Source organism: Serratia sp. EWG9 (assembly GCF_019913725.1).
Lineage (GTDB): Bacteria > Pseudomonadota > Gammaproteobacteria > Enterobacterales > Enterobacteriaceae > Serratia > Serratia ureilytica.
Genome location: NZ_JADNRO010000009.1, coordinates 39356 through 61502 on the forward strand (window position 1 = coordinate 39356; position 22147 = coordinate 61502).

A 22147-nucleotide genomic window follows, 5' to 3' on the forward strand; every position below is an offset into this window, starting at 1 on the left:
CCGATGGACTACCTGCCGATTTTCTGCCAACTGCAACACAAAGCCTGCCTGCTGGTCGGCGGCGGCGAAATCGCCGAACGCAAGGCGCGCCTGCTGCTGGACGCCGGCGCGGCGCTGACCGTCAACGCCCTGGCCTTCAGCCCGCAGTTCCACCAGTGGGCGGCAGAAGGCCTGTTGACGCTGGCCGAGGGCGAATTCAGCCCGGCCCTGCTGACGGAAAAATGGTTGGTGATCGCCGCCACTGACCGGCTGGAGGTCAACGCGCGGGTGTACCAGTGCGCCAACCAGCAGCGGGTGTTCTGCAACGTGGTCGATGACCCAAAACGCGCCAGCTTTATCATGCCGTCGATCATCGATCGCTCGCCGATCGTAGTGGCGGTGTCCTCCGGCGGCAAAGCGCCGGTGTTGGCGCGGTTGCTGCGCGAGAAGCTGGAAGCGCTGCTGCCGCAACACCTCGGCAAGCTGGCGCAGCTCGGCGGATCGCTGCGTCAACGGGTGAAACAGCGCTTCAGCAGCCTCGGCGCGCGCCGCCGCTTCTGGGAGCGGCTGTTCGCTCACGATCGGCTGGCGCAATCGCTGGCCAATGACGACGCGGCTCTGGCCGAACGCCAGCTCGAACAGCTGTTCAGCGAACGGCCGGAGGATCGCGGTGAAGTGGTGCTGGTGGGCGCCGGGCCGGGCGATGCCGGCCTGCTGACGCTGAAAGGGCTGCAACAGATCCAGCAGGCCGACGTGGTGGTTTACGACCGGCTGGTCTCCGAAGAGATCATGACGCTGGTGCGTCGCGACGCCGAGCGCATCTTCGTTGGCAAACGCGCCGGCCATCACTGCGTGCCGCAGGAGCAGATCAACCACATCCTGCTGCAGCAAGCGCGGCAAGGCAAACGCGTGGTGCGCCTGAAGGGCGGCGATCCCTTTATCTTCGGCCGCGGCGGCGAAGAGCTGGAAACGCTGGCGGACGCCGACGTGCCGTTCTCGGTGGTGCCGGGCATCACCGCCGCCTCCGGCTGTTCCGCCTACAGCGGCATCCCGCTCACCCACCGCGACCACGCGCAGAGCGTGCGTCTGGTGACCGGCCACGCCAAGGCCGACGGTGGATTGGACTGGGCGACGCTGGCCGCCGGGCAACAGACGCTGGTGTTCTATATGGGGCTGTCGCAGGCGGCGGAGATCCAGCGCCGGCTGATCGCGAACGGACTGCCGGCCGCCACGCCGGTGGCGCTGGTGGAAAACGGCACGTCCTGTCGCCAGCGGGTGATCGAAGGCGAGCTTGGCCAACTGGGCGCCTTGTCCCTGCAGGCCGCCAGCCCCAGCCTGATCATCGTCGGCAGCGTGGTCAGCCTGCGCAGCAAGCTCAATTGGTTCGCCAGCGAAGCCCCGCCCGCCGGCCTGGCGCAAATGGCGTGATACCGACGTAAAAAAAGCGGCCCAAGGCCGCTTTTTTTATTTGCGCCGGCGTTACGCCTGCGGCGGTACGAAACCGACGGCCTGATAAACCTTCGCCAAGGTTTCCTGCGCGCGTGCGCGAGCCTTGGCGGCGCCGTCGCGCATCACCTGCTGCAGGTAGGCTTCGTCGTTGCGGAAGCGGTGGTAACGCTCCTGCAGCTCAGCCAGCATGCCGGAGACGGCTTCCGCCACCGCGCCTTTCAGGTGGCCGTACATTTGGCCTTCGAACTCGGCTTCCAGCTGCGCGATGCTCTTGCCGGTGACACCGGCGAGGATGTCCAACAGGTTGGAGACGCCCGCCTTGTTGACCACGTCGTAACGCACGACAGGCGGCTCTTCCGAGTCGGTCATTGCGCGTTTGATCTTTTTGGTCACCGCTTTCGGATCTTCCAGCAGGCCGATCACGTTGTTGCGGTTATCGTCCGACTTGGACATCTTCTTGGTCGGTTCCTGCAGCGACATCACGCGTGCGCCGGATTTAGGAATAAACGGCTCCGGCACTTTGAACACGTCGCCGTACAGCGCGTTGAAACGCTGGCCCACGTCGCGGCTCAGTTCCAGGTGTTGTTTCTGGTCTTCGCCCACCGGCACCTGATTGGTTTGATACAGCAGGATGTCCGCCGCCATCAGCACCGGATAGCTGAACAGCCCGGCGTTGATGTTCTCCGCGTAGCGTGCGGATTTGTCTTTGAACTGCGTCATGCGACTCAGTTCGCCGAAATAGGTGTAGCAGTTCAGCACCCAGCTCAGCTGCGTGTGCTCAGGCACGTGCGACTGCACGAAGATGGTGCTTTTTTCCGGATCGATGCCGCAGGCCAGATACAGCGCCAGCGTATCCAGCGTGGCTTTGCGCAGCTTTTCGGCGTCTTGGCGCACGGTGATGGCATGCAGATCGACGATGCAGTAGATGCAGTCGTAGTCGTCCTGCATCTGCACCCACTGACGCAGCGCACCCATGTAGTTGCCGATGGTCAGTTCGCCGGACGGCTGCGCGCCGCTAAATACGATGGGCTTACTCATGTTTAAATTTCCTGATTCTCTAAAGATGACAGCCCAAGAGCGGGCAACAAATCGGCGAAGCGCTCCAACACCCGATCGGGGTGGCTCAGGGCGATCGATTCGCCGTAGTTATAACCGTAGGTAAAACCGACGCTCAGGCAACCGGCGCCCTGAGCGGCTTGAATATCGTTGCGCGAATCGCCGACGAACAGCAGTTCATGCGCTCGCAACCCAAGCTTGCCGAGCACCAGATACAACGGCGCCGGGTGAGGTTTCTTTTCCGTCACGTCGTCGCCGCCAATCACCAGCGAAAAATACTCGCCAATGCCCAGCGATGCCAGCAGCGGCGCCACGAACGGCGTCGGCTTGTTGGTCACCAATGCCATCGGGTAACCGTGCGCGGCCAGGCGGGCCAGCGTCTCTTGCACCTGCGGGAACAGGCGGCTGCCGCTGTCGACGGTCTGCGCGTAGAAATGATCGAAGCGCTCACGCAGCCGGCTGCACTGCTCCGGCGTGTCTTCCGCTTCCGCCCAGCGCAGCGCGCGCTGCACCAGCACGTCGGCGCCGTTGCCGATCCAGGTGCCAACTCGCTCTTCACCCGCTTGCGGCAGCCCCCTCTCTTCCAGCGCCATATCGATGGCGGCCGCGAGGCCCGGCGCGCTATCGACCAGCGTACCGTCAAGATCGAAGGCCAGTGCGCGGATCGCGCCGAAATCAGCCATGGGAAACCTTCGCCAGCTCGCTGCGCATTTCGTCGATCACCTTGCGGTAGTCCGGCTGGCCAAAGATGGCGGAACCGGCGACAAACATATCGGCGCCCGCGGCGGCGATTTCGGCGATGTTGTCCACCTTCACCCCGCCGTCGACTTCGAGACGGATATCGCGGCCGCTGTCGTCGATCAACTTGCGCACCTGGCGCAGCTTGTCGAGCGTGCCGTGGATGAACGACTGGCCGCCGAAGCCCGGGTTGACCGACATCAGCAGGATCACGTCGATTTTATCCATCACGTAATCAAGATAGCTCAGCGGGGTCGCCGGGTTGAACACCAGGCCGGCCTTACAGCCGTGCTCTTTGATCAGCTGAATGGTGCGATCGACATGTTCGGAGGCTTCAGGGTGGAAAGAGATATAAGACGCGCCGGCCTTGGCGAAGTCAGGCACGATGCGATCCACCGGCTTGACCATCAGATGTACGTCAATCGGCGCGGTAATGCCGTAGTTGCGCAGCGCTTCGCACACCATCGGACCGATGGTCAGATTGGGCACGTAGTGGTTGTCCATGACGTCGAAGTGCACCACGTCGCCGCCTGCGGCCAGCACGTTAGCGGTATCTTCACCTAACCGGGCAAAATCTGCCGACAGAATGGACGGGGCAATCAAAAACTTTTTCATCCGCTTCTCCAAACGTAGGGTCGAGTTGTTATGCGCCGGGGTGCCCCCGGCTTAGCGATACAGCGCCAAAAGCTCGTTCACTTTGCTGCGGCCGAGAATATTGCGGCTGATCGTGCGGCGCGCTTTCACCACATACAGCGCAGCATGCTGGTACCAGTCGCGCGTCAGCTCGGTATCGTGATTGGAAATCAATACCGGCACCCGGCTCTCTACCGAGAGCTGATGCGCCAGATGCGCCAGGCTCTGCTGATCGGCGATGCTGAAGCTGTTGGTGTGGTAAGCGGTGAAATTCGCCGTCGCCGACAGCGGCGCATAAGGCGGATCGCAATACACCACGGCGCCGGCTGCAGCCTTCGCCATGGTATCGCGGTAATGCTCACAGACAAAAGTGGCATTGCGCGATTTTTCAGCAAACCAGTAGAGCTCTTCTTCCGGGAAGTACGGTTTCTTGTACCGGCCAAACGGCACATTGAACTCGCCGCGCAGGTTATAGCGGCACAGGCCGTTATAGCAGTGACGGTTCAGGTACAGGAACAGCAGCGCCCGGCGGTAAGGCTCGGTGCTAGTATTGAACTCTTCTCGCAGCAGGTAAAACTGATCCGAGTTATTGAATTCATCGGCGAAAAGCGTGCGGGCATCGCGCACGAAGTCATCCGTGCGCAGCTTAACGATGTTATACAGGTTGATAAGATCGCTATTGATGTCGGCGAGAATGTAGGCGTCGTAATCCGTATTCAGAAAGACGGATCCCGCACCCACGAAGGGCTCGATTAAGCAGTCTCCCGCCGGCAGATGGCGACGAATCTCATCTACCAGCGGGTATTTTCCACCAGCCCATTTTAAAAAAGCGCGGTTTTTCTTCATGCCGTCAATTAGCTACTTATACAATTCAGAGCGGCGGATTGTACTCTGTTTCAGACAGCACATCAGCGCACAAATTTAAATGATTTATTTTTTAAGATCTTGCTGCACTTGGTGTACAGGTCGAACCCATGGTTTTTTCGCCTGCACATCGGCCGGCAACGAAGCAATGGCGCGCTTCGCTTCAGCAGAAGACGCATAGTTGCCGCTCACCAGCACGTACCACGGCTTGCCGTCACGCTTGGTGGCATACACCAGGTAATTCTGCAGCTTCTGCTGTTTGGCGTAGGCGTTCAGCGTATCGGAACGCGAAGCGCTGCTCAGTTGCAAGGTATAGTGGCTGCCCGGCGCAGACTGCACAGAACTGCCGCTGCTGGCGACCGCTCCCGCTTTCGCGGTGGAAGACGGTTTGGCCGGCGGCGTATACACCGTAGTCGGTGATTTATGCTGCGTTGCGGTCGGTTTGGCGGCGGCGGTTTTCGCCGGCGTTTTATGCTGTTGCGGGGCAGTGCCCTGCACAGGACGCGTCGCTTCGCGCGCTGCGGCGCCGCTCATCACCGTCGCCGGTGCGGTCGGCAACGTCGACGCTGCGCCGGTCATGCCCTGCGTAGCGGCGTCAACCTGCCCCTGCTGCTGCGACAGCGCATCCGCCATGTTGCCCGGCAAATCGACGCGCTGCTGCGCACCGCCTTGCTGAGGCTGCGTTTGCGCTTCGGTCGGCGTGCCGGAGATCGGCGGAACGCTGACGTTCTGCGGTTGCTGCGGCTGAGTCGCGCTCACGCCGTTATTATCGTGGGTATCCGTCGTGCCGCCCGGCACGCCGTTATTGGCGGTGGTCAGCGACGAAGAACCGGACAGATTGATATCGCGGGCCGCGCCGTTTTGCGCGCCGCTCTCCTGCGCCGCTTCATGTTTGGTCGGCGCCTTCAGGGCTGAACCGATGCCGATAATCAGCAGCAGCAGCACCAAAATGCCGATGCCAATCATCAAATGCTGGCGCGAAACGGCGAAGCGCGGCGCGGCGGCCGGCTTGCGCGAACGCGTAGGACGACGATCGCTGCTATCAGGTCTGAGATCGTCTTCCGGTTTAAACTCGTCCATCTGAAACCCTCCAACTAGAGGCAAAAGCCCACCACCGTAGACCTACCGTGGCACGGGCGGATTAACCCGATGATGGCAAAGCGACACCCGTCGTGCTCTGCTCACTGTATTAATATAGATGCTAATGGCGGCTAAGCCACTGTTACTTAGTCCGATTTAATTACGCTTCCGCTCAGGCGAGCAGGCGGCGATCGACGCCAGCACCAGCTCATGCCCTACGCCGCCGCGCACTTCCGCCGCACCGATCGCGGTCGGCAACACCAGACGCAGTTCCCCCGCCAGCACTTTCTTGTCGCGCAACATGTGCGGCAAGTAGGATTCCGGCGTCATTTCCTGCGGCCCGCAGACCGGCAAGCCGGCGCGCAGCAGCAGCGCTTTGATGCGCTCGATGTCTTCAACGGAGAACTGGCCGAGACGGTGCGCGGTTTCCGCCGCCATCACCATGCCCGCAGCCACCGCCTCACCGTGCAGCCACACGCCGTAGCCCATCTCAGCTTCGATAGCATGGCCGTAAGTATGGCCCAGATTCAGCAGGGCGCGCAGACCGCTTTCACGTTCGTCTGCGGCCACCACCTCGGCCTTCAGCTCGCAGCAGCGGCGAATACAGTAGGCCAACGCCTGCATATCCAACGCCATCAGCGCATCGATGTTATTTTCCAGCCAGACGAAAAACTCGCGATCGAGAATGATCCCGTATTTGATGACTTCGGCCAGGCCGGAAGAGAGTTCACGCGTCGGCAGCGTTTTCAGGCAATCCAGATCAACCACCACCGAAGCGGGTTGATAGAAAGCGCCGATCATGTTTTTGCCGAGCGGGTGGTTGACGGCGGTCTTGCCGCCCACGGAGGAGTCCACCTGCGACAGCAGCGTGGTGGGAACCTGAATGAAGCGCACGCCGCGTTGGTAGCACGCGGCGGCGAAGCCGGTCAGATCGCCGACAACGCCGCCACCGAGCGCGATCAGCGTGGTATCGCGCCCGTGCGGTTTTTCGAGCAGCGCCGAAAACACCTGCTCCAACACCGCCAGAGATTTGTACTGCTCACCATCGGGAAGAATCACCTGATCCACCACGACGCCGCTCTGCTCCAGCACCTGCCGGACACGCTCCAGATAGAGCGGCGCCAGGGTCTGGTTGGTGACCAACATTGCTTGTTCACCCGCCTTTAACGGCATAAAAGAAGCCGGATCGTCAAACAATCCGGCGGCGATGGTAATCGGGTAGCTGCGCTCCCCAAGCGTTACAGTAATTCTCTCCATGTCGCGCTTAGTTCTCTGTATGGTACGGCGGTGGTTGCTCCCCACAACGGCGGGGAACACAAATCAGTTTTCCGCATTAGCCGACGGCGAACGCGAAAATCGGCAATCAGTTGCTTTCCAGCATGTTGATGATCTGGTTGGCAACCACTTTAGCGCTCTGATCGTCGGTGCGAATGGTGACATCGGCAATCTCTTCATACAACGGATTGCGCTCTTTCGCCAAAGCTTCCAGCACTTCACGCGGCGGAGAATCAACCTGCAGCAGCGGGCGTTTTTTATCACGCTGGGTACGAGCCAACTGCTTTTCGATCGTGGTTTCGAGATAAACCACCACGCCGCGCGCGGACAGACGGTTGCGCGTTTCGCGCGACTTCACCGAACCGCCGCCGGTCGCCAACACAATCCCTTGTTTTTCCGTCAGTTCATTAATGACTTTTTCTTCACGATCGCGGAAACCTTCTTCCCCTTCCACGTCGAATACCCAGCCCACGTCAGCTCCGGTACGTCGCTCAATTTCTTGATCGGAGTCGAAGAACTCCATATTGAGTTGCTGAGCTAACTGACGGCCAATAGTGCTTTTGCCGGCACCCATAGGCCCAACCAGAAAGATATTGCGTTTCTCTGCCATGTTTTTCGGTATTACTAAGACAATTCGTTAATGTTAACCCGCCCCGCCAATCAAATCAGCGGCGGGACCTAAACTGAAACCTCATGAGCGATAGTGCGAGATCAGACGAAAAATTATCTCAACACTCTTGGTAGTTTGGCAACCGAATAAATCGCAATCCACGCCGCGGGAGGGAAACCATATGTTTTTAACGGCGTCTTGGCGCTAACAAAAAACCTCGGTGCTCAATTCGGTAACCCTTGTAAGCTAAATCGGCCGCAGCGTCAAACGCAGATCCCCCCAAGGGGATAAAAAAGTGTATCTGCTCATCAACTTTAGGCGATTTGCCGCCCGGCCGACAGGCCGCCGCTTATCCCTTAATCAGGGTCGGCGTAATAAAGATCACCAGCTCGCGTTTTTTCTGTTGTGCGCCGCTCTGCCGGAACAAGCCCCCCAGCAGCGGCGCATCCCCCAGTCCCGGCACCTTGTCCGCCGTCTTGCCGCGATGCCGTTGAAAAATGCCGCCGAGCACCAGGGTTTCGCCGTTTTTCACCGTGATCTGCGTCTTAATCTCCTGTTTATCGATGGTCAACGCCTCTCCGGCCCCTCGGCTGATGGCGCGCCCCGGCATATTTTGGCTGATCTGCAGCGTCAGCGTGATGCGCCCGTCCGGCAACACCTTCGGCGTCACCTCCATGCCCAGCACCGCCTCTTTAAACTCGATGGCGGTCGCACCGCTGGCGCCGCTGGACACTTCATAAGGGATCTCCGTCCCTTGCTTGATGCTGGCGGTTTGCAGATGCGCCGTCAGGAGACGCGGGCTGGCGATGATCTCCACCTGATTTTCCTGCTCCAGCGCCGTCAGCTCCAGGCTCAGCAAACGCCCGCTGATGCGCGCCAGATGGAAACCGGCGTTCACCGCGCTGCGCTCCAACGGCAGGTTAACGCCGATATTGCCCGGCCGCAGCGGCCGCGCCGGCCTGTCGTCGGGCGCCAATCCCCAACGCACGCCGAGCTCACGCAGGCTTTCGCTGTTGATGGTCACGATATGCGCCGCCAGTTGCACCTGTGCCAGCGGCGCATCCATTTCCGTTATCCGCTTTTTCAACTGCGCCACAATCGGCGCGGTGTCGCGCAGCAGCAGCGTATTGGTGCGTTTATCCGCCAACACGCTGCCACGCTCGCTCAGCAACGCGCCACGTTGGGCGTTGAGGCTTTCGGCAATTTCCGCCGCATCGCCGTTTTGCACGGTCATCGTCAGGCTGTGCAAGGGTTGCCGCTGCGCCAGCGCCTCTTGCAGCTGTCTTTTTTCCCGCGCATCCGGCTCCGGGGAGATCAGCATCACGTTACCCTCCCGCGTCATCGTCAGTTTGCCCATACGCAGGGTCAGCGCCAGCGCCTGGGGCCAGGGCACATCCTCCAACCGCAGCGTCAGGTTGCCGCTCACGCCCGGCGCGGCGATCAGGTTCATCTGCCGATAATCCGCCAAGGCCTGCAGGATGACCGTGACCGGCGCATCCTGAAACTCCAATGAGATTATCTGTTTATCCTGAGCCTGCGCAGCGCCGAGCGCCAAACACCCTAGCGCCAAGCCCAGTCCAGCGCGTCCTTTCATGATTTGTCATCCTTGTCGTCGATCATCAGCGATATGTCGTCGCGGCTCGTCGGGCACTCCGGTTCGGCCGTCAGCGCCTTCAACGTCAGGCTGCGCGCCTGCACCTGCGTCACCTGCCAGCGCTCGGCAAGCACCCGTTGTTGCGGCCGCAGGCGCAACCATTGCCCCGCCGGCGTCACCACCCAGCCATAGCGCTGCGTCGGTTGCCCGATGACGCCTTTCAGTCGCCAGCCCGCCGGGGATGTCTCTGTCTGGGCGCAAGCAGGCATCGGGGGCGGCGCAAACGGGTCGCGCGGTTCGGCGCATAAGGCCCACGGCCATAGCAGCCACCACCAACGGCCGGATCTTCTACTCATCGGCCAGCTCCTCGGCGGCATCCTGTAAAACCAACCGCGCCGTCATGCCCTGCGGCGGCGTCTCCACGCTCAATTGTTCGAGACGCAAATCGGCGGGCAGCGCCTCCAGCAGCGCCAACAAACCGGGGTAGTCAATGCGCAAGCTCAGCGTTTGCCGCGGCGGTTTTTCCTGCCGCTGCCAGCGCAATAAGGCGCCCCCCGCACGTTGCAGCCCGTTCGTCAGATCGCCGGTGGCGGCCGGAGCGAGCGGCGTCGGCGGCATCAGGGCGACCGGCGCCTCGTCCAGTTGGCGCTGCGCCACGGCGATCTGTTGCAGCAGGCGCTGTTGCCGCTCTGTCGCACTTTCCCGCTGACGCCATTCGTCTTGCAGCATCCAGCCCCCACCCAACAACGCCAACGTGCCGATGCCCAGCCATTGCGCGGCCAGCAATCGCCGGCCCGACAGGCCCAGCAAGAAGCGCAGCCCAGATGGCAAACGGTTATCCATCACGCCCCCATTGCGCCACCAGATGAAAGGCGTACAGGCCGTCGTCGCGTTGCGCCACCTCCGCCAAACGCAGCCGCGGTAACGCGGGCATCCCCGCCAGCCGCCGTTCGAACTGCGAAATGGCGGCAGGAGAACGGCTCAATCCACGCAGCCGCAGGCCGTTCGCCGCATCGCTGTCCAACGCCGTGAGCCACAGCGGTGGGGGGAGGCAGGAGGAGAGTTGCTGCAGCAGTTGCAAATAACGCCGGTTATGTTGGGCATTGCGCGCCTGCCGTTCAGCGAGGGCGCTGTATCGCGCCCGTTGCGCCCGCTCTAGCTGCTGCTGACGAACGAGCAGCGTCACTGCCGCCAGCTCGTCTTCCAACAGCGCCAGCCGCTCCTGACGCTGCGCCTGTTGATGACGCAGTTGGCCGGCGACGAGGAACAGCGCCAGCAACAGCACCGTTATCTGCAACAGCAACACGCCCAGCCAGAAGCAGCCGCGCCGCCGATCGCGACGTTGCCGCCAGGGCAAAAAGTTGACCTGGTACATCAGCGGTCCTCCTCGCGCAGCGCCAGACCGCCGGCCAACGCGAACGCTGAGGGATGCACGGGCAACGGCGGACGCAGCTGCGTGAAGGCGCTGAGCGGCGACCAGGAAAGGCAGCCGACGGGCAAGGCTCCTGCCAGCACGCTGCCGGCATAGACCGGTCGATCATCGTCCGCCGGCGTCTGGGCTTGCAGCGCCCGCAGCGCCTGCGCGTCATCGTCGCCCGGCGTCAGCCCGAACGCGAACGCGCCGTCGGCCGGCGCCACCCACAGCCATTCTCGCTCGAGACGATGCATCAGCCCCGCGGTGTGCGGCACGCCCGCCGCCGTCGCCATCATCCGCAGCGCGCAAGGCGTAATATCGACCGCTTGCGGATGCAGGCCCGCCTGGCGCAGACAGTGCAGCCACTGCTGCAGCTCCTGCCGCCGCGCGGCGGTCAACAGCAGCGCCGCCCCCTCCGCCGGCGCGGCGCGATAGTCGAGCGCCAGCGTCTGGCCGTCGAGTGGGAACTGCTTCACGCCGTGGCCAACGATATAGTCGCTGCGTTCCGGCTCGCGCAGACGCGCGTCCGGCTGCGCCATGCACTGTTGCAACACCCGCTGCGCCGGCAGGGCAATGCGTAAGGAAATATGTCGCGGCAGTTGGACACGCCATTGCCGCAGCGCCCGGATCAGGGCTTCGGAAGGTGCCAGGCAGCCGTCGCGTAAAACCGCCTGCGGCAGCGTCTGTTGCCACCAGTGACGCAGTTGCCAGCCGTTGCGGCGGCGTTGGACCGCCAGCGCCCGCACGCAGTCGATTTGTATATCCAGCCCCACCTGCCATGCTTGAGGGAACATGTTTCACAAGCCTCCATAACATCCGATGATAAAAGAACATATCCATGTCGCAGGCTTGCCTTTATACTACCGCGCGGTTGTTTATAAACTGCCCAAATGACTTAGAAATGGGAAATCTCAGGTGAAGTTCGTAAAGTATTTACTAATCCTTGCAGTATGTTGCATCGTGCTGGGAGCAGCCTCGATTTTCGGCTTGTACAAATATGTCGAGCCGCAGCTGCCCGACGTCGCAACGCTGAAAGACGTGCGGCTGCAGATACCGATGCAGGTTTACAGCGCCGATGGCGAACTGATCGCCCAGTACGGCGAGAAGCGCCGCATTCCGCTGAAGTTGGATCAAATTCCGCCGGTGATGGTGCACGCATTTATCGCCACCGAAGACAGCCGCTTCTATGATCACCACGGTGTCGATCCGGTCGGCATCTTCCGCGCGGCCTCCATCGCGTTGGTCTCCGGCCACGCTTCCCAGGGGGCCAGCACCATTACCCAACAGCTGGCGCGTAACTTCTTCTTAAGCCCGGAACGCACCCTGATGCGTAAAATCAAGGAAGCCTTCCTGGCGGTACGCATCGAGCAGATGCTGACCAAAGATGAAATCCTTGAGCTGTATCTGAACAAGATCTACCTGGGTTACCGCGCTTACGGCGTGGGCGCCGCCGCGCAGGTCTATTTCGGCAAGGATGTCAGCCAGCTCACCCTGAGCGAGATGGCGACCATCGCCGGCCTGCCGAAAGCGCCGTCCACCTTCAACCCGCTCTATTCGCACGATCGCGCCGTTGCCCGTCGCAACGTAGTGCTGTCGCGCATGCTGGACGAACACTACATCACGCGGGCGCAGTACGATCAGGCGCGTTCTGAAGATTTGGTCGCCAACTACCATGCGCCGGAAATCAGCTTCTCCGCCCCGTATCTCTCCGAGATGGTGCGTCAGGAGATGATCAAGCGCTACGGTGAAAACGCCTATACCGACGGTTATAAGGTTTACACCACCGTGACCAAACGGCTGCAGCTGGCGGCGCAGGAATCGGTGCGCAATAACGTGTTGGCCTATGACATGCGCCACGGCTATCGCGGCCCGTCAAACGTGCTGTGGAAAGTCGGCGAAGCGGCCTGGGATCGCAAACAGATTGTCGACTCGCTGAAAAACCTGCCGAACTACGGCCCGCTGGCGCCGGCGGTCATCACCGCCGCCAACCCGCAGGAAGCGACGGCGATGCTGGCCGACGGCAGCAGCATTGCCCTGCCGATGGCCACCATGCGCTGGGCGCGGCCATACCGTTCAGACACTCAGCAAGGCCCAACGCCGAAACGCGTCACCGACGTGGTGCAGCCAGGCCAGCAGGTCTGGGTGCGTAAAGTGAACGAGGCCTGGTGGCTGTCGCAGGTGCCGGACGTCAACTCGGCGCTGGTTTCCATCAACCCGAACGACGGCGCGGTGAAAGCGCTGGTCGGCGGCTTCGATTTCAACCAGAGCAAGTTCAACCGCGTCACGCAGGCCCTGCGTCAGGTGGGCTCGAACATCAAACCGTTCCTGTATACCGCCGCGATGGATAAAGGCCTGACGCTGGCCACCATCCTGAACGACTTGCCGATCACCCGTTGGGATGCCGGCGCCGGCACCGACTGGCGGCCGAAGAACTCGCCGCCGACCTACGATGGCCCGATTCGTCTGCGTCAAGGGCTGGGGCAGTCGAAGAACGTGGTGATGGTGCGCGCGATGCGTGCGATGGGCGTCGACTACGCGGCGGAATATCTGCAGCGCTTCGGCTTCCCGGCACAGAACATCGTGCATACCGAATCGCTGGCGCTGGGCTCCGCTTCCTTCACCCCAATGCAGCTGGTGCGCGGTTACGCGGTGCTGGCGAACGGCGGTTATCTGGTCGATCCGTACTTCATCACCAAAATTGAAGACGACAACGGCAATACGGTGTTCGAAGCCAAACCTAAAGTGGTTTGCAGCAGCTGCAACCTGCCGGTGATCTACGGTGATACTCACCGTTCGGCCGTGCTGTCCGATGACAACATCGAAAACGTCGCCACCTCGCAGGAAGGCAGCAACAGCACGGTGCCGATGCCGCAGCTGGAGCAGGTGACCCCGGCTCAGGTGCAGCAGGACGGCGACCAACAGTATGCGCCGCACGTGATCAGCACGCCGCTGGCCTTCCTGATCCACGACGCGCTGAACAGCAACATCTTCGGTGAACCGGGTTGGATGGGCACCGCCTGGCGCGCCGGGCGCGATCTGAAACGTCATGATATCGGCGGTAAAACCGGTACCACCAACAGTTCCAAAGACGCCTGGTTCTCCGGCTATGGCCCGGATACCGTGACGTCGGTGTGGATCGGCTTCGACGATCACCGCCGCGATCTGGGCCGTTCGACGGTGTCCGGCGCCATCCCGGATCAGATTTCCGGCGGCGAAGGCGGTGCCAAAAGCGCCCAGCCGGCGTGGGACGACTTCATGAAGATCGCGCTGGAAGGCATTCCGGAGCAGAAAGTCACGCCGCCGCCGGGCATCATCAGCGTCACCATCGACAAGAGCAGCGGCAAGCTCTCTGGCGGTGGCGGCGGCAGCCGCTCCGAGTACTTTATCGAAGGAACGCAGCCGACGGACTACCCATCGCGCGATACCGGCACCACGCTGACCGATCCGGGCGGCGAAAGCCACGAGCTGTTCTGATCGAAAAGGGCCAGAGAAATCTGGCCCTTTTTTTATGCGGCGTGAAGCGTCTCAGCGCGAAGCGCGCAGAAACGCCTCGGAGAGGAACAGCGCGCTGACGTTGCGCGCCTCACGGAAATCCGGTTCCGCCAGCAGCGCCATCATGTTGGCGATCGGCCAGCGCACCTGCGGCAGGGGTTCCGGTTCGTCCCCCTCCAGGCTCTGCGGGTAGAGATCGTGCGCCAGCACGATATTCATTTTGCTGGAAAAGTAGGATGGCGCCATCGTCAGCTTGCTGAGGAAATCAAAGCGTCTGGCGCCGAATCCCACCTCTTCCATCAGCTCGCGGTTGGCCGCCTCCAGCACCCCCTCGCCGGGATCGATCAACCCTTTCGGGAAGCCGAGCTCATAGGATTCAGTGCCCACCGCATATTCGCGGATCAGCAGCAGGTCATCGCCAATCACCGGCACAATCATCACCGCTTCGCGATCCGAAGGCCGCATGCGCTCATACACCCGCCGCACACCGTTGCTGAATTCCAAATCGACCGACTCGACGTTGAACAAACGCGAACGCGCGACCGTTTCCACTTTCAGAATTTTAGGTTTTTGCAGGTGTTTATCCATGATTGCCTCAAAGAGGTTGCCCAGGCGCGGACAGGGCAACCGAAAAAATGATTGGCGTAACGCACGGCTCGTTGGCGCTCAAACGCTGACCAAATTCGATCTTGATCACATTGTGCGTTAAGGGCAAGCTCGGCCGCAACGCGCATGAACAGTAATTTACTTTCTTTTAACAAGCGTCGCCAGCCGCGGGCGATTTTCTGCACTGATTCAGCAAACAGCGCGCATGAAAATAGGATAATGCCGATATCGACGGCAGGGGCCGGTTGCTAGTATCACGCAGGCAAGAATCAGTGATAAAATGACCTTGCTTCATGAAGGAATGAGATCCAAAGCGAAAATCTGTTTGTTCCCTCATTAGTTCTGGGTGCCTCCTGGCGGTTTACTCCGTATAATATTCAGCTTTTCATCAGGTTGGCGAAATTCACGGGTGTGAGATGGGGATTGCATGAGCACAATAGTGTTGATATTGGCCTTAGTGCTTGTCTGCCTGATTGCCGCCGGCCTGTACCTGTGGTTCAAGGCCCGCCACCCGACGGCGCTGGCGCGCACGCTGCCGTTTATCAAACCCGCCCACCGCAAGCTGACCGACGAAGAACGCGCGGCGGTCGAGTTCTACCTCAATCAACAAAACAAGCTGAGCAACAAACTGTTGCCCGGCGGCGGCGCTACGCTGCCCGCAGCCAAACTGGCGCTCACCCCGCAAAGCGATAACGTTTATCCCGTGACGCACGCCATCACCCGTTACGGGCTGGCCAGCGACGATCCCAATAAATGGCGCTATTACCTCGATGCCGAAGAGGTACATCTGCCGCCATTTTGGGAACCCTACATCACCGCCGATAACCATGTGGAAGTGATCCGAACCCAGACGCTGCCGCTGGTGATTTCGCTCAATGGGCACTCGCTGAAAGATCATATCCACGACCGGCCGCAGCCGCCGGTCGTGACCGCCGCGCCGACCAAAAACGCCTCCATCCGCAAGGAAGAGAGCGAGCATGTCGAGCTGGTGAACATTCGCAAGGAAACGCCGGAAGAGCATGCGCTGAACCGGCCGAACGGCATCCGTGAAGCCGTCATCATCTCCGCCGCGCTGCTGCTGCTGTTCTTCAGCCTGATCAGCCCGGTGCTGGTGATCCCCTGGATGATTTTCGTGGCGGTGCTGATGATCGCCTGGGGAGGGTGGAACCTGTTCCGCCGCCCGGCGTCGCGCGAGTTGAAAGAGATCCACTGCCTGCGCGGCACGCCAAAGCGCTGGGGCCTGTTCGGCGAATCCGGCCAGGGGCAGATCAGCAATATTTCGCTCGGCATTATCGATCTGATCTATCCGCCGCACTGGCAACCGTACCTGACGCAGGATCTGGGCAAAACCACCGATGTGGACGTCTATCTCAACCGTCAGGTGGTGCGGCAGGGGCGTTTCCTGTCGCTGCATGACGAAGTGAAGAATTTCCCGTTGCAGCAGTGGGGCCGCAATGCGGTGCTGGTCGCCAGCTCGGCGCTGGTTCTGCTGCTGCTGCTGATCTATATCCCGCTCAACCTGCCGTTGACCCTCAGCATGGCCTGGCTGCAAGGCGCGCAAAAAGTGGAAGTGACCAGCGTACAGGCGCTGGAGGCCACGCCGCTGCGCATCGGCGACACGCTGAAAGTGCGCGGCAGCGGCATGTGCTATGTCCCGCCGCCGGCCAACGGCGGCGGCGCCGTCAATTTTGCGCCGTTCGACTGCTCCGGCATCTATTGGAACACCGCCGCCCCGCTGCCGCAGCCGGAATCGGAAGTCATAGACAAAGCGACAGCCCTGCTGGCGACGGTCAGCGGTCAGCTGCATCCGAGCGGCGCCGATCAGAAGGTCAACCCGCAGCTGGCCAGCGCCATCGAGAAATCCGGCATGATCCTGCTGGACGATTTCTCCGATATCGTGCTGAAAACGCAGGATCTGTGCCAGACGGAAAACGACTGCGTACGGCTGAAAAACGCGCTGGTTAACCTGGGCAACGCGAAAAACTGGAGCAGCCTGGTGAAACGCGCCAAATCCGGCGCGCTGCAAGGCGTCAACGTCCTGCTTCGTCCGGTCAGCGCCGAATCGCTGGAAAGCCTGACCAAAGTGGCCACCTCGTCGTTCATCTTCAATGAGACGCGACTGGCCGCCGCTGCGCTCAACAGCCCGCCGCCAGGCGGTTTCCTGATCCGCAGCGACGAAGGCCGCCAGTGGGTCAGTCACCCCCAGCCGCAGACGCCGCAAAGCGAATACAACGCGCTCGACCAGTGGAATGAGCTGCAGCGCCAGTCCAACCTGCTGCTGCATACCCCATTCCAGGCGCAGGGCGTGATCACCAGCCTCAGCGTTGACGCCAACGGCACTCGCCACGTGGCGTTGCACAGCGAACCGGACATGATCACCCTGTGGCGCTATCTCGGCACCAGCCTGTTGTTGCTGGCCGTAGTGGTCAGCCTGGGTTATAACGCCTGGCGGCTGGTGCAGCGTCGGCGCATCAATCAGCACCGCGTCGCCGATATCCAGCGTTACTACGACAGCTGCTTCAACCCGCAGCTCAATCCGATGTCGATGCGGCCGATGGCCTGAACCTGACGCCGGGGGCTTCGGCCCTGTCATCCGCTTATGCTACGCTAACGCTATTATTCTCATCTGCGGACTGCCCGTCGGTCCGCCCGTGGAGTTTTTATGGTTCCCGAGTTTGATTGGCCGCAGATCGATACCGTGCTGCTGGACATGGACGGCACATTGCTGGATCTGGAGTTCGACAGCCACTTTTGGCTCAGCCTGGTGCCGCAGGCGTTGAGCGAAAGGCGCGCCATTCCGTTCGACGAAGCCCGCCACATCATCGAGCGGGAATACCAGGCGGTGCAGCACACCATGAACTGGTATTGCTTCGATTACTGGAGCGAGCGGCTGGATCTGGACATTTACCGCATGACCAGCGAAGTGGGCAGCCGCGCCCGGCTGCGCGAAGACACCGAGCCTTTTTTACGGGCGCTGCGCGACGCCGGCCTGCAAACCATTTTGCTGACCAACGCCCATCCGCACAGCCTGGCGGTGAAAATCGAGCATACCGGCCTCGATCGGCACCTTGATTTATTGTTTTCCACCCACACATTTGGTTATCCGAAAGAAGATCAGCGTCTGTGGCAGGCAGTGCAACAGCACACCGGATTCAACCCGCAGCGCACGCTGTTTGTCGACGACGGCGAGCCGATCCTCGACGCGGCGCGCACTTTCGGCATTCGTTACTGCCTGGGCGTGCAAAACCCGGACTCCAGCACGGCGGAGAAAAGCTTCCAGCGCCATCCGTCGATGCGCGACTACCGCCTGCTGATACCGGCGCTGCCCAAGGGGGAAGCATGAAGGAAAAAGCGACGCGCGACGACGCGGTCCGACTGGATAAGTGGCTGTGGGCCGCACGCTTCTACAAGACCCGCGCGCTGGCGCGCGAAATGATCGACGGCGGCAAGGTGCATTACAACGGCCAGCGCGGCAAGCCGAGCAAGATTGTCGAGCTCAACGCCGAGCTCAAACTGCGGCAGGGCAACGAAGAACGTACGGTGATCGTGCTGGCGCTGACCAGCCAACGCCGCGGCGCCAACGAGGCGCAGCAAATGTATCAGGAAACCGAAGCCAGCATCGCCAACCGCGAAAAAATGGCGCTGGCGCGCAAGATGAACGCGTTGACCATGCCGCATCCGGACCGACGTCCGGACAAAAAGGAGCGGCGCGACCTGATGAAATTTAAATTTGGTGAGCAGGAATAACCCCTCACCGCAATGAGAGAAGATTATGTCCAACCATGACCAATTGCACCGTTACCTGTTTGAAAACTACGCGGTGCGCGGCGAGCTGGTTACCGTCAGCGAAACCTATCAGCAGATCCTGAACAACCACGACTACCCGGCGCCGGTGCAAAAACTGCTGGGCGAGCTGCTGGTCGCCACCAGTCTGCTGACCGCAACCCTGAAGTTCGACGGCGACATCACCGTTCAGCTGCAAGGCGACGGCCCGCTGAAGCTGGCGGTGATCAACGGCAACAACCGCCAGGAGATGCGCGGCGTTGCGCGCACCCAGGCGCCTATCGCCGACGACAGCACCCTGCATCAGATGATCGGCAACGGCGTCATGGTCATCACCATTTCCCCAACGGAAGGCGAGCGCTATCAGGGCGTGGTCGGTCTGGAAGGGGAAACGCTGGCCGAATGCCTGGAAGCCTACTTCCGCCAGTCTGAACAGTTGCCGACCCGCCTGTTCATCCGCACCGGCGAAGCGGAAGGCAATGCCGCGGCGGCCGGCATGCTGCTGCAGGTGCTGCCGGCGCAAGACGGCAACCTCGATGATTTCGATCACCTGGTGCAACTGACCAACACGGTCAAAAGCGAAGAGCTGTTCGGCCTGCCGGCCAACGAGGTGCTGTACCGTCTGTATCATCAGGAAGAAGTCACGCTGTATGAACCGCAGGACGTGCAATTCCGTTGTACCTGTTCACGCCAGCGTTGCGCCGACGCGCTGCTGACGCTGCCGACCGACGAAGTGGCGGACATGCTGGAGCAGGACGGCAATATCGACATGCACTGCGACTACTGCGGCAGCCACTATGTCTTTGACCCGGTTGATGTTGCCGCGTTGTATGCGGGCAACGCCGGCGAAAGCGACCGGTTGCACTAAGTCACACCCTCTCGGCGGGCGCGCCCGGCGCCCGCCAAGCCCCGCCGTTTGCACGTTTGCTTTTTTCCGTGTGCTATCTCTCAGATCGTAACGAAATACCGCCTAAAACGTTAAATATTTGATACCCATCGCGGTTACGCACCGTTAGATCCCTACAATTGCCGCCAGAAATTCTGTGACCAAGGAGTAGTAACATGCGCGTTAAAGGTATAACCCCTCAGGATCTGGCCGCTTACGGCATTCACGACGTCAGCGAAATCGTTCACAACCCGAGCTATGAACTGCTGTTTAAGGAAGAAACAGACCCATCTCTGGAAGGTTTTGAGCGTGGGGTAGTCACCAAGCTGGGTGCCGTCTCCGTCGATACCGGCATCTTCACCGGCCGTTCGCCGAAAGACAAATACATCGTCCGCGACGACATCACCCGCGATACCGTGTGGTGGGCCGATCAGGGCAAAGGCAAAAACGACAACAAACCTCTCAGCCCGGAAGTCTGGGCCGATCTGAAACACCTGGTCACCGAGCAACTGTCCGGCAAGCGCCTGTTCGTGGTGGATACCTTCTGCGGCGCCAACGCCGACTCGCGCCTGAAAGTGCGTTTCATCACCGAGGTGGCCTGGCAGGCGCACTTCGTGAAAAACATGTTCATCCGCCCGAGCGACGAAGAGCTGGCAGACTTCGAACCGGACTTCGTGGTGATGAACGGCGCCAAATGCACTAACCCGAACTGGCAGCAGCAAGGCCTGAACTCGGAGAACTTCGTCGCCTTCAACCTGACCGAGCGCATGCAGCTGATCGGCGGCACCTGGTACGGCGGCGAAATGAAGAAAGGCATGTTCTCGATGATGAACTACCTGCTGCCGCTGAAAGGCATCGCCTCGATGCACTGCTCGGCCAACGTGGGCGAGAAAGGCGACGTGGCGGTGTTCTTCGGCCTGTCCGGCACCGGCAAGACCACCCTCTCCACCGATCCTAAGCGTCAGCTGATCGGCGATGACGAGCACGGCTGGGACGACGACGGCGTGTTCAACTTCGAAGGCGGTTGCTACGCCAAGACCATCAAGCTGTCTGAAGAAGCCGAGCCGGACATCTACCACGCCATCAAACGCGATGCGCTGCTGGAAAACGTCACCGTGTTGGCCGACGGCAGCATCGACTTCAACGACGGTTCGAAAACCGAGAATACCCGCGTTTCTTACCCGATCTACCATATCCAGAACATCGTCAAGCCGGTGTCCAAGGCGGGTCACGCCACCAAGGTGATCTTCCTGACCGCCGACGCCTTCGGCGTGCTGCCGCCGGTATCGCGCCTGACCGCCAACCAGACTCAGTACCACTTCCTGTCCGGCTTCACCGCCAAGCTGGCCGGCACCGAGCGCGGCGTGACCGAGCCGACGCCAACCTTCTCCGCCTGCTTCGGCGCCGCATTCCTGTCGCTGCACCCGACGCAGTACGCCGAAGTGCTGGTGAAACGCATGCAGGCCGCCGGCGCCCAGGCTTACCTGGTCAACACCGGCTGGAACGGCACCGGCAAACGCATCTCGATCAAAGATACGCGCGGCATCATCGACGCCATCCTGAGCGGTGAAATCGACAAGGCGGAAACCGTTACCCTGCCTATCTTCGATCTGGCGATGCCGACCGCGCTGCCTGGCGTGAACCCGGAGATCCTCGATCCGCGCAACACCTACGCCAGCCTCGAGCAGTGGCAGGAAAAAGCGCAGGCTCTGGCCGAGCGCTTCATCACCAACTTCGACAAATACACCGACACGCCTGCGGGCGCCGCGCTGGTCAGCGCCGGCCCGAAGCTGTAATTCGGTAACGTTACCTCTTCAGCTAAGGCGCGGATCCCGCGCCTTTTTTTATTTCAATTGATTGCTTTTTAACCGGGGAGACGAGAGAATAAGTCAATGCAATCATTGATAGCAAAGGAGGTTTCAATGGCTACTATCACCGTCAGAAATCTGGACGACGAAATCAAAGAGCTGCTGCGTATCTCAGCGGCGAAAAACGGCCATTCCATGGAAGAGGAAGCGCGCATGATCCTGAAACAGGCGCTGGTGAAAAAGCCGCCGCGCTATGGATTGGGTACCTGGATGCATCAGCACTTCGCCGAATTCGGCGGCGTTGAGCTGGAGATCCCACCGCGTGACGCCGTGCCGCCACGCATCGTCACCTTTGATGATGAAGATGACAACGCATGATCATTATCGACACCGACGTCATTTCAGAAACGCTGCGTCCCAGCCCGTACTACAACGTCATTAACTGGTTAAATGAAAAGGACAATGACGAGCTCTATCTCAGCGCCATTGTCCTCGCCGAACTGTTCAGCGGCGTGGCCTGCATGCCTGACGGCAAACGCCAGCGGGATCTCAAGCTGAAATTGGCGGACGCCATTGAATTGAAGTTCGAGGGGCAGATATTGCCGTTTGATGGGCTGTGCGCGATGCAATACGCGGAATTGACGGCAAGGAATCGGCTGTTGGGTAAAGCGATGAGCGTGCCCGATACCCAAATCGCCGCCACCTGCCTGCATTACGGCGCCGCGCTGGCCACCCGCAATACCAAAGACTTCCTCCACTGCGGCATCGAATTAATCGATCCGTGGCAGGCGCCGACCGGCCGCCGGTTGCATGAGGATGCGGCGGAATACTACGTGATGAGCAGAAAATCCTGACGGGGCCGCAGCGGCGCGGCCCACAT

Annotated in this window: 22 protein-coding genes; 9 read left to right on the forward strand and 13 right to left on the reverse strand. The window is 60.9% G+C overall.

Going from position 1 to position 22147, the window contains the following annotated elements; translation table 11 throughout:
- The first annotated feature begins 3 nt into the window (after positions 1-3).
- A complete protein-coding gene (gene cysG, locus ITX55_RS18605; protein WP_108682135.1) occupies positions 4-1407 on the forward strand; it encodes a siroheme synthase CysG in 1404 nt (467 codons plus the stop codon).
- A 51-nt stretch (positions 1408-1458) separates the two neighbouring features.
- Here the strand turns inward: cysG and trpS are convergent, their stop codons facing one another.
- The 12 genes from trpS to pilM form a co-directional block, all read right to left on the reverse strand.
- On the reverse strand, positions 1459-2466 hold the full coding sequence (gene trpS / locus ITX55_RS18610) for a tryptophan--tRNA ligase (RefSeq protein ID WP_004930324.1): 1008 nt from the start codon (positions 2464-2466) through the stop codon (positions 1459-1461).
- A 2-nt stretch (positions 2467-2468) separates the two neighbouring features.
- On the reverse strand, positions 2469-3167 hold the full coding sequence (locus tag ITX55_RS18615) for a phosphoglycolate phosphatase (protein ID WP_108682137.1): 699 nt from the start codon (positions 3165-3167) through the stop codon (positions 2469-2471).
- Entirely contained in the window at positions 3160-3837 is a 678-nt protein-coding gene (gene rpe, locus ITX55_RS18620) for a ribulose-phosphate 3-epimerase (protein WP_019456160.1), read from the reverse strand. The genes ITX55_RS18615 and rpe overlap by 8 nt, the downstream gene beginning before the upstream one ends.
- A 51-nt stretch (positions 3838-3888) precedes the next feature.
- Positions 3889-4701 carry an adenine-specific DNA-methyltransferase gene (gene dam, locus ITX55_RS18625; RefSeq protein ID WP_033651736.1) on the reverse strand — a complete coding sequence of 271 codons (813 nt, stop codon included), beginning with the start codon at positions 4699-4701 and terminating at the stop codon, positions 3889-3891.
- Positions 4702-4785: 84 nt separating this feature from the next.
- Positions 4786-5799 (reverse strand): SPOR domain-containing protein, encoded by a 1014-nt coding sequence (locus ITX55_RS18630; protein WP_033645274.1) that lies wholly within the window; start codon positions 5797-5799, stop codon positions 4786-4788.
- A 156-nt stretch (positions 5800-5955) separates the two neighbouring features.
- Positions 5956-7056 (reverse strand): 3-dehydroquinate synthase, encoded by a 1101-nt coding sequence (gene aroB, locus ITX55_RS18635; protein WP_108682139.1) that lies wholly within the window; start codon positions 7054-7056, stop codon positions 5956-5958.
- Between the two features lie 106 nt (positions 7057-7162).
- Positions 7163-7684, reverse strand: a complete 522-nt coding sequence (gene aroK / locus ITX55_RS18640; RefSeq protein ID WP_004391482.1) for a shikimate kinase AroK — start codon at positions 7682-7684, stop codon at positions 7163-7165.
- Between the two features lie 349 nt (positions 7685-8033).
- Entirely contained in the window at positions 8034-9278 is a 1245-nt protein-coding gene (gene hofQ, locus ITX55_RS18645; protein ID WP_089192327.1) for a DNA uptake porin HofQ, read from the reverse strand.
- Complete coding sequence (locus ITX55_RS18650) at positions 9275-9634, reverse strand: HofP DNA utilization family protein (protein ID WP_033645276.1); 360 nt, start codon at positions 9632-9634, stop codon at positions 9275-9277. The genes hofQ and ITX55_RS18650 overlap by 4 nt, the downstream gene beginning before the upstream one ends.
- Positions 9627-10121 carry a hypothetical protein gene (locus ITX55_RS18655; protein ID WP_033645277.1) on the reverse strand — a complete coding sequence of 165 codons (495 nt, stop codon included), beginning with the start codon at positions 10119-10121 and terminating at the stop codon, positions 9627-9629. Before ITX55_RS18655 ends, ITX55_RS18650 begins: the two co-directional genes overlap by 8 nt.
- On the reverse strand, positions 10114-10653 hold the full coding sequence (locus tag ITX55_RS18660; protein ID WP_108682141.1) for a PilN domain-containing protein: 540 nt from the start codon (positions 10651-10653) through the stop codon (positions 10114-10116). The genes ITX55_RS18655 and ITX55_RS18660 overlap by 8 nt, the downstream gene beginning before the upstream one ends.
- A complete protein-coding gene (pilM, locus tag ITX55_RS18665; RefSeq protein ID WP_033645279.1) occupies positions 10653-11486 on the reverse strand; it encodes a type IV pilus biogenesis protein PilM in 834 nt (277 codons plus the stop codon). The genes ITX55_RS18660 and pilM overlap by 1 nt, the downstream gene beginning before the upstream one ends.
- A gap of 121 nt (positions 11487-11607) precedes the next feature.
- Here pilM and mrcA point away from each other — a divergent pair, with 121 nt between their 5' ends.
- A complete protein-coding gene (gene mrcA, locus ITX55_RS18670) occupies positions 11608-14166 on the forward strand; it encodes a peptidoglycan glycosyltransferase/peptidoglycan DD-transpeptidase MrcA (protein WP_108682142.1) in 2559 nt (852 codons plus the stop codon).
- A 51-nt stretch (positions 14167-14217) separates the two neighbouring features.
- Here the strand turns inward: mrcA and nudE are convergent, their stop codons facing one another.
- Positions 14218-14772, reverse strand: coding sequence for an ADP compounds hydrolase NudE (nudE, locus tag ITX55_RS18675; RefSeq protein WP_033645281.1), 555 nt, complete (start codon positions 14770-14772; stop codon positions 14218-14220).
- A 445-nt stretch (positions 14773-15217) separates the two neighbouring features.
- Here nudE and ITX55_RS18680 point away from each other — a divergent pair, with 445 nt between their 5' ends.
- The 7 genes from ITX55_RS18680 to ITX55_RS18710 all read left to right on the forward strand — a co-directional run bounded on the left by ITX55_RS18680 (position 15218) and on the right by ITX55_RS18710 (position 22121).
- Positions 15218-17353: an intracellular growth attenuator family protein gene (locus tag ITX55_RS18680; protein WP_042785500.1), complete on the forward strand. Its 2136-nt coding sequence runs from the start codon at positions 15218-15220 to the stop codon at positions 17351-17353.
- 99 nt (positions 17354-17452) lie between these two features.
- Positions 17453-18133, forward strand: a complete 681-nt coding sequence (gene yrfG, locus ITX55_RS18685; RefSeq protein ID WP_047026496.1) for a GMP/IMP nucleotidase — start codon at positions 17453-17455, stop codon at positions 18131-18133.
- Positions 18130-18537, forward strand: a complete 408-nt coding sequence (gene hslR / locus ITX55_RS18690; RefSeq protein ID WP_033645283.1) for a ribosome-associated heat shock protein Hsp15 — start codon at positions 18130-18132, stop codon at positions 18535-18537. Before yrfG ends, hslR begins: the two co-directional genes overlap by 4 nt.
- 25 nt (positions 18538-18562) lie before the next feature.
- Positions 18563-19441: an Hsp33 family molecular chaperone HslO gene (gene hslO / locus ITX55_RS18695; protein ID WP_033645284.1), complete on the forward strand. Its 879-nt coding sequence runs from the start codon at positions 18563-18565 to the stop codon at positions 19439-19441.
- A 194-nt stretch (positions 19442-19635) separates the two neighbouring features.
- Positions 19636-21255: a phosphoenolpyruvate carboxykinase (ATP) gene (gene pckA, locus ITX55_RS18700; protein WP_108682144.1), complete on the forward strand. Its 1620-nt coding sequence runs from the start codon at positions 19636-19638 to the stop codon at positions 21253-21255.
- 126 nt (positions 21256-21381) lie between these two features.
- Complete coding sequence (locus ITX55_RS18705) at positions 21382-21645, forward strand: plasmid stability protein (RefSeq protein WP_004930730.1); 264 nt, start codon at positions 21382-21384, stop codon at positions 21643-21645.
- A complete protein-coding gene (locus tag ITX55_RS18710; RefSeq protein ID WP_033645285.1) occupies positions 21642-22121 on the forward strand; it encodes a type II toxin-antitoxin system VapC family toxin in 480 nt (159 codons plus the stop codon). The genes ITX55_RS18705 and ITX55_RS18710 overlap by 4 nt, the downstream gene beginning before the upstream one ends.
- Positions 22122-22147: the final 26 nt, after the last annotated feature.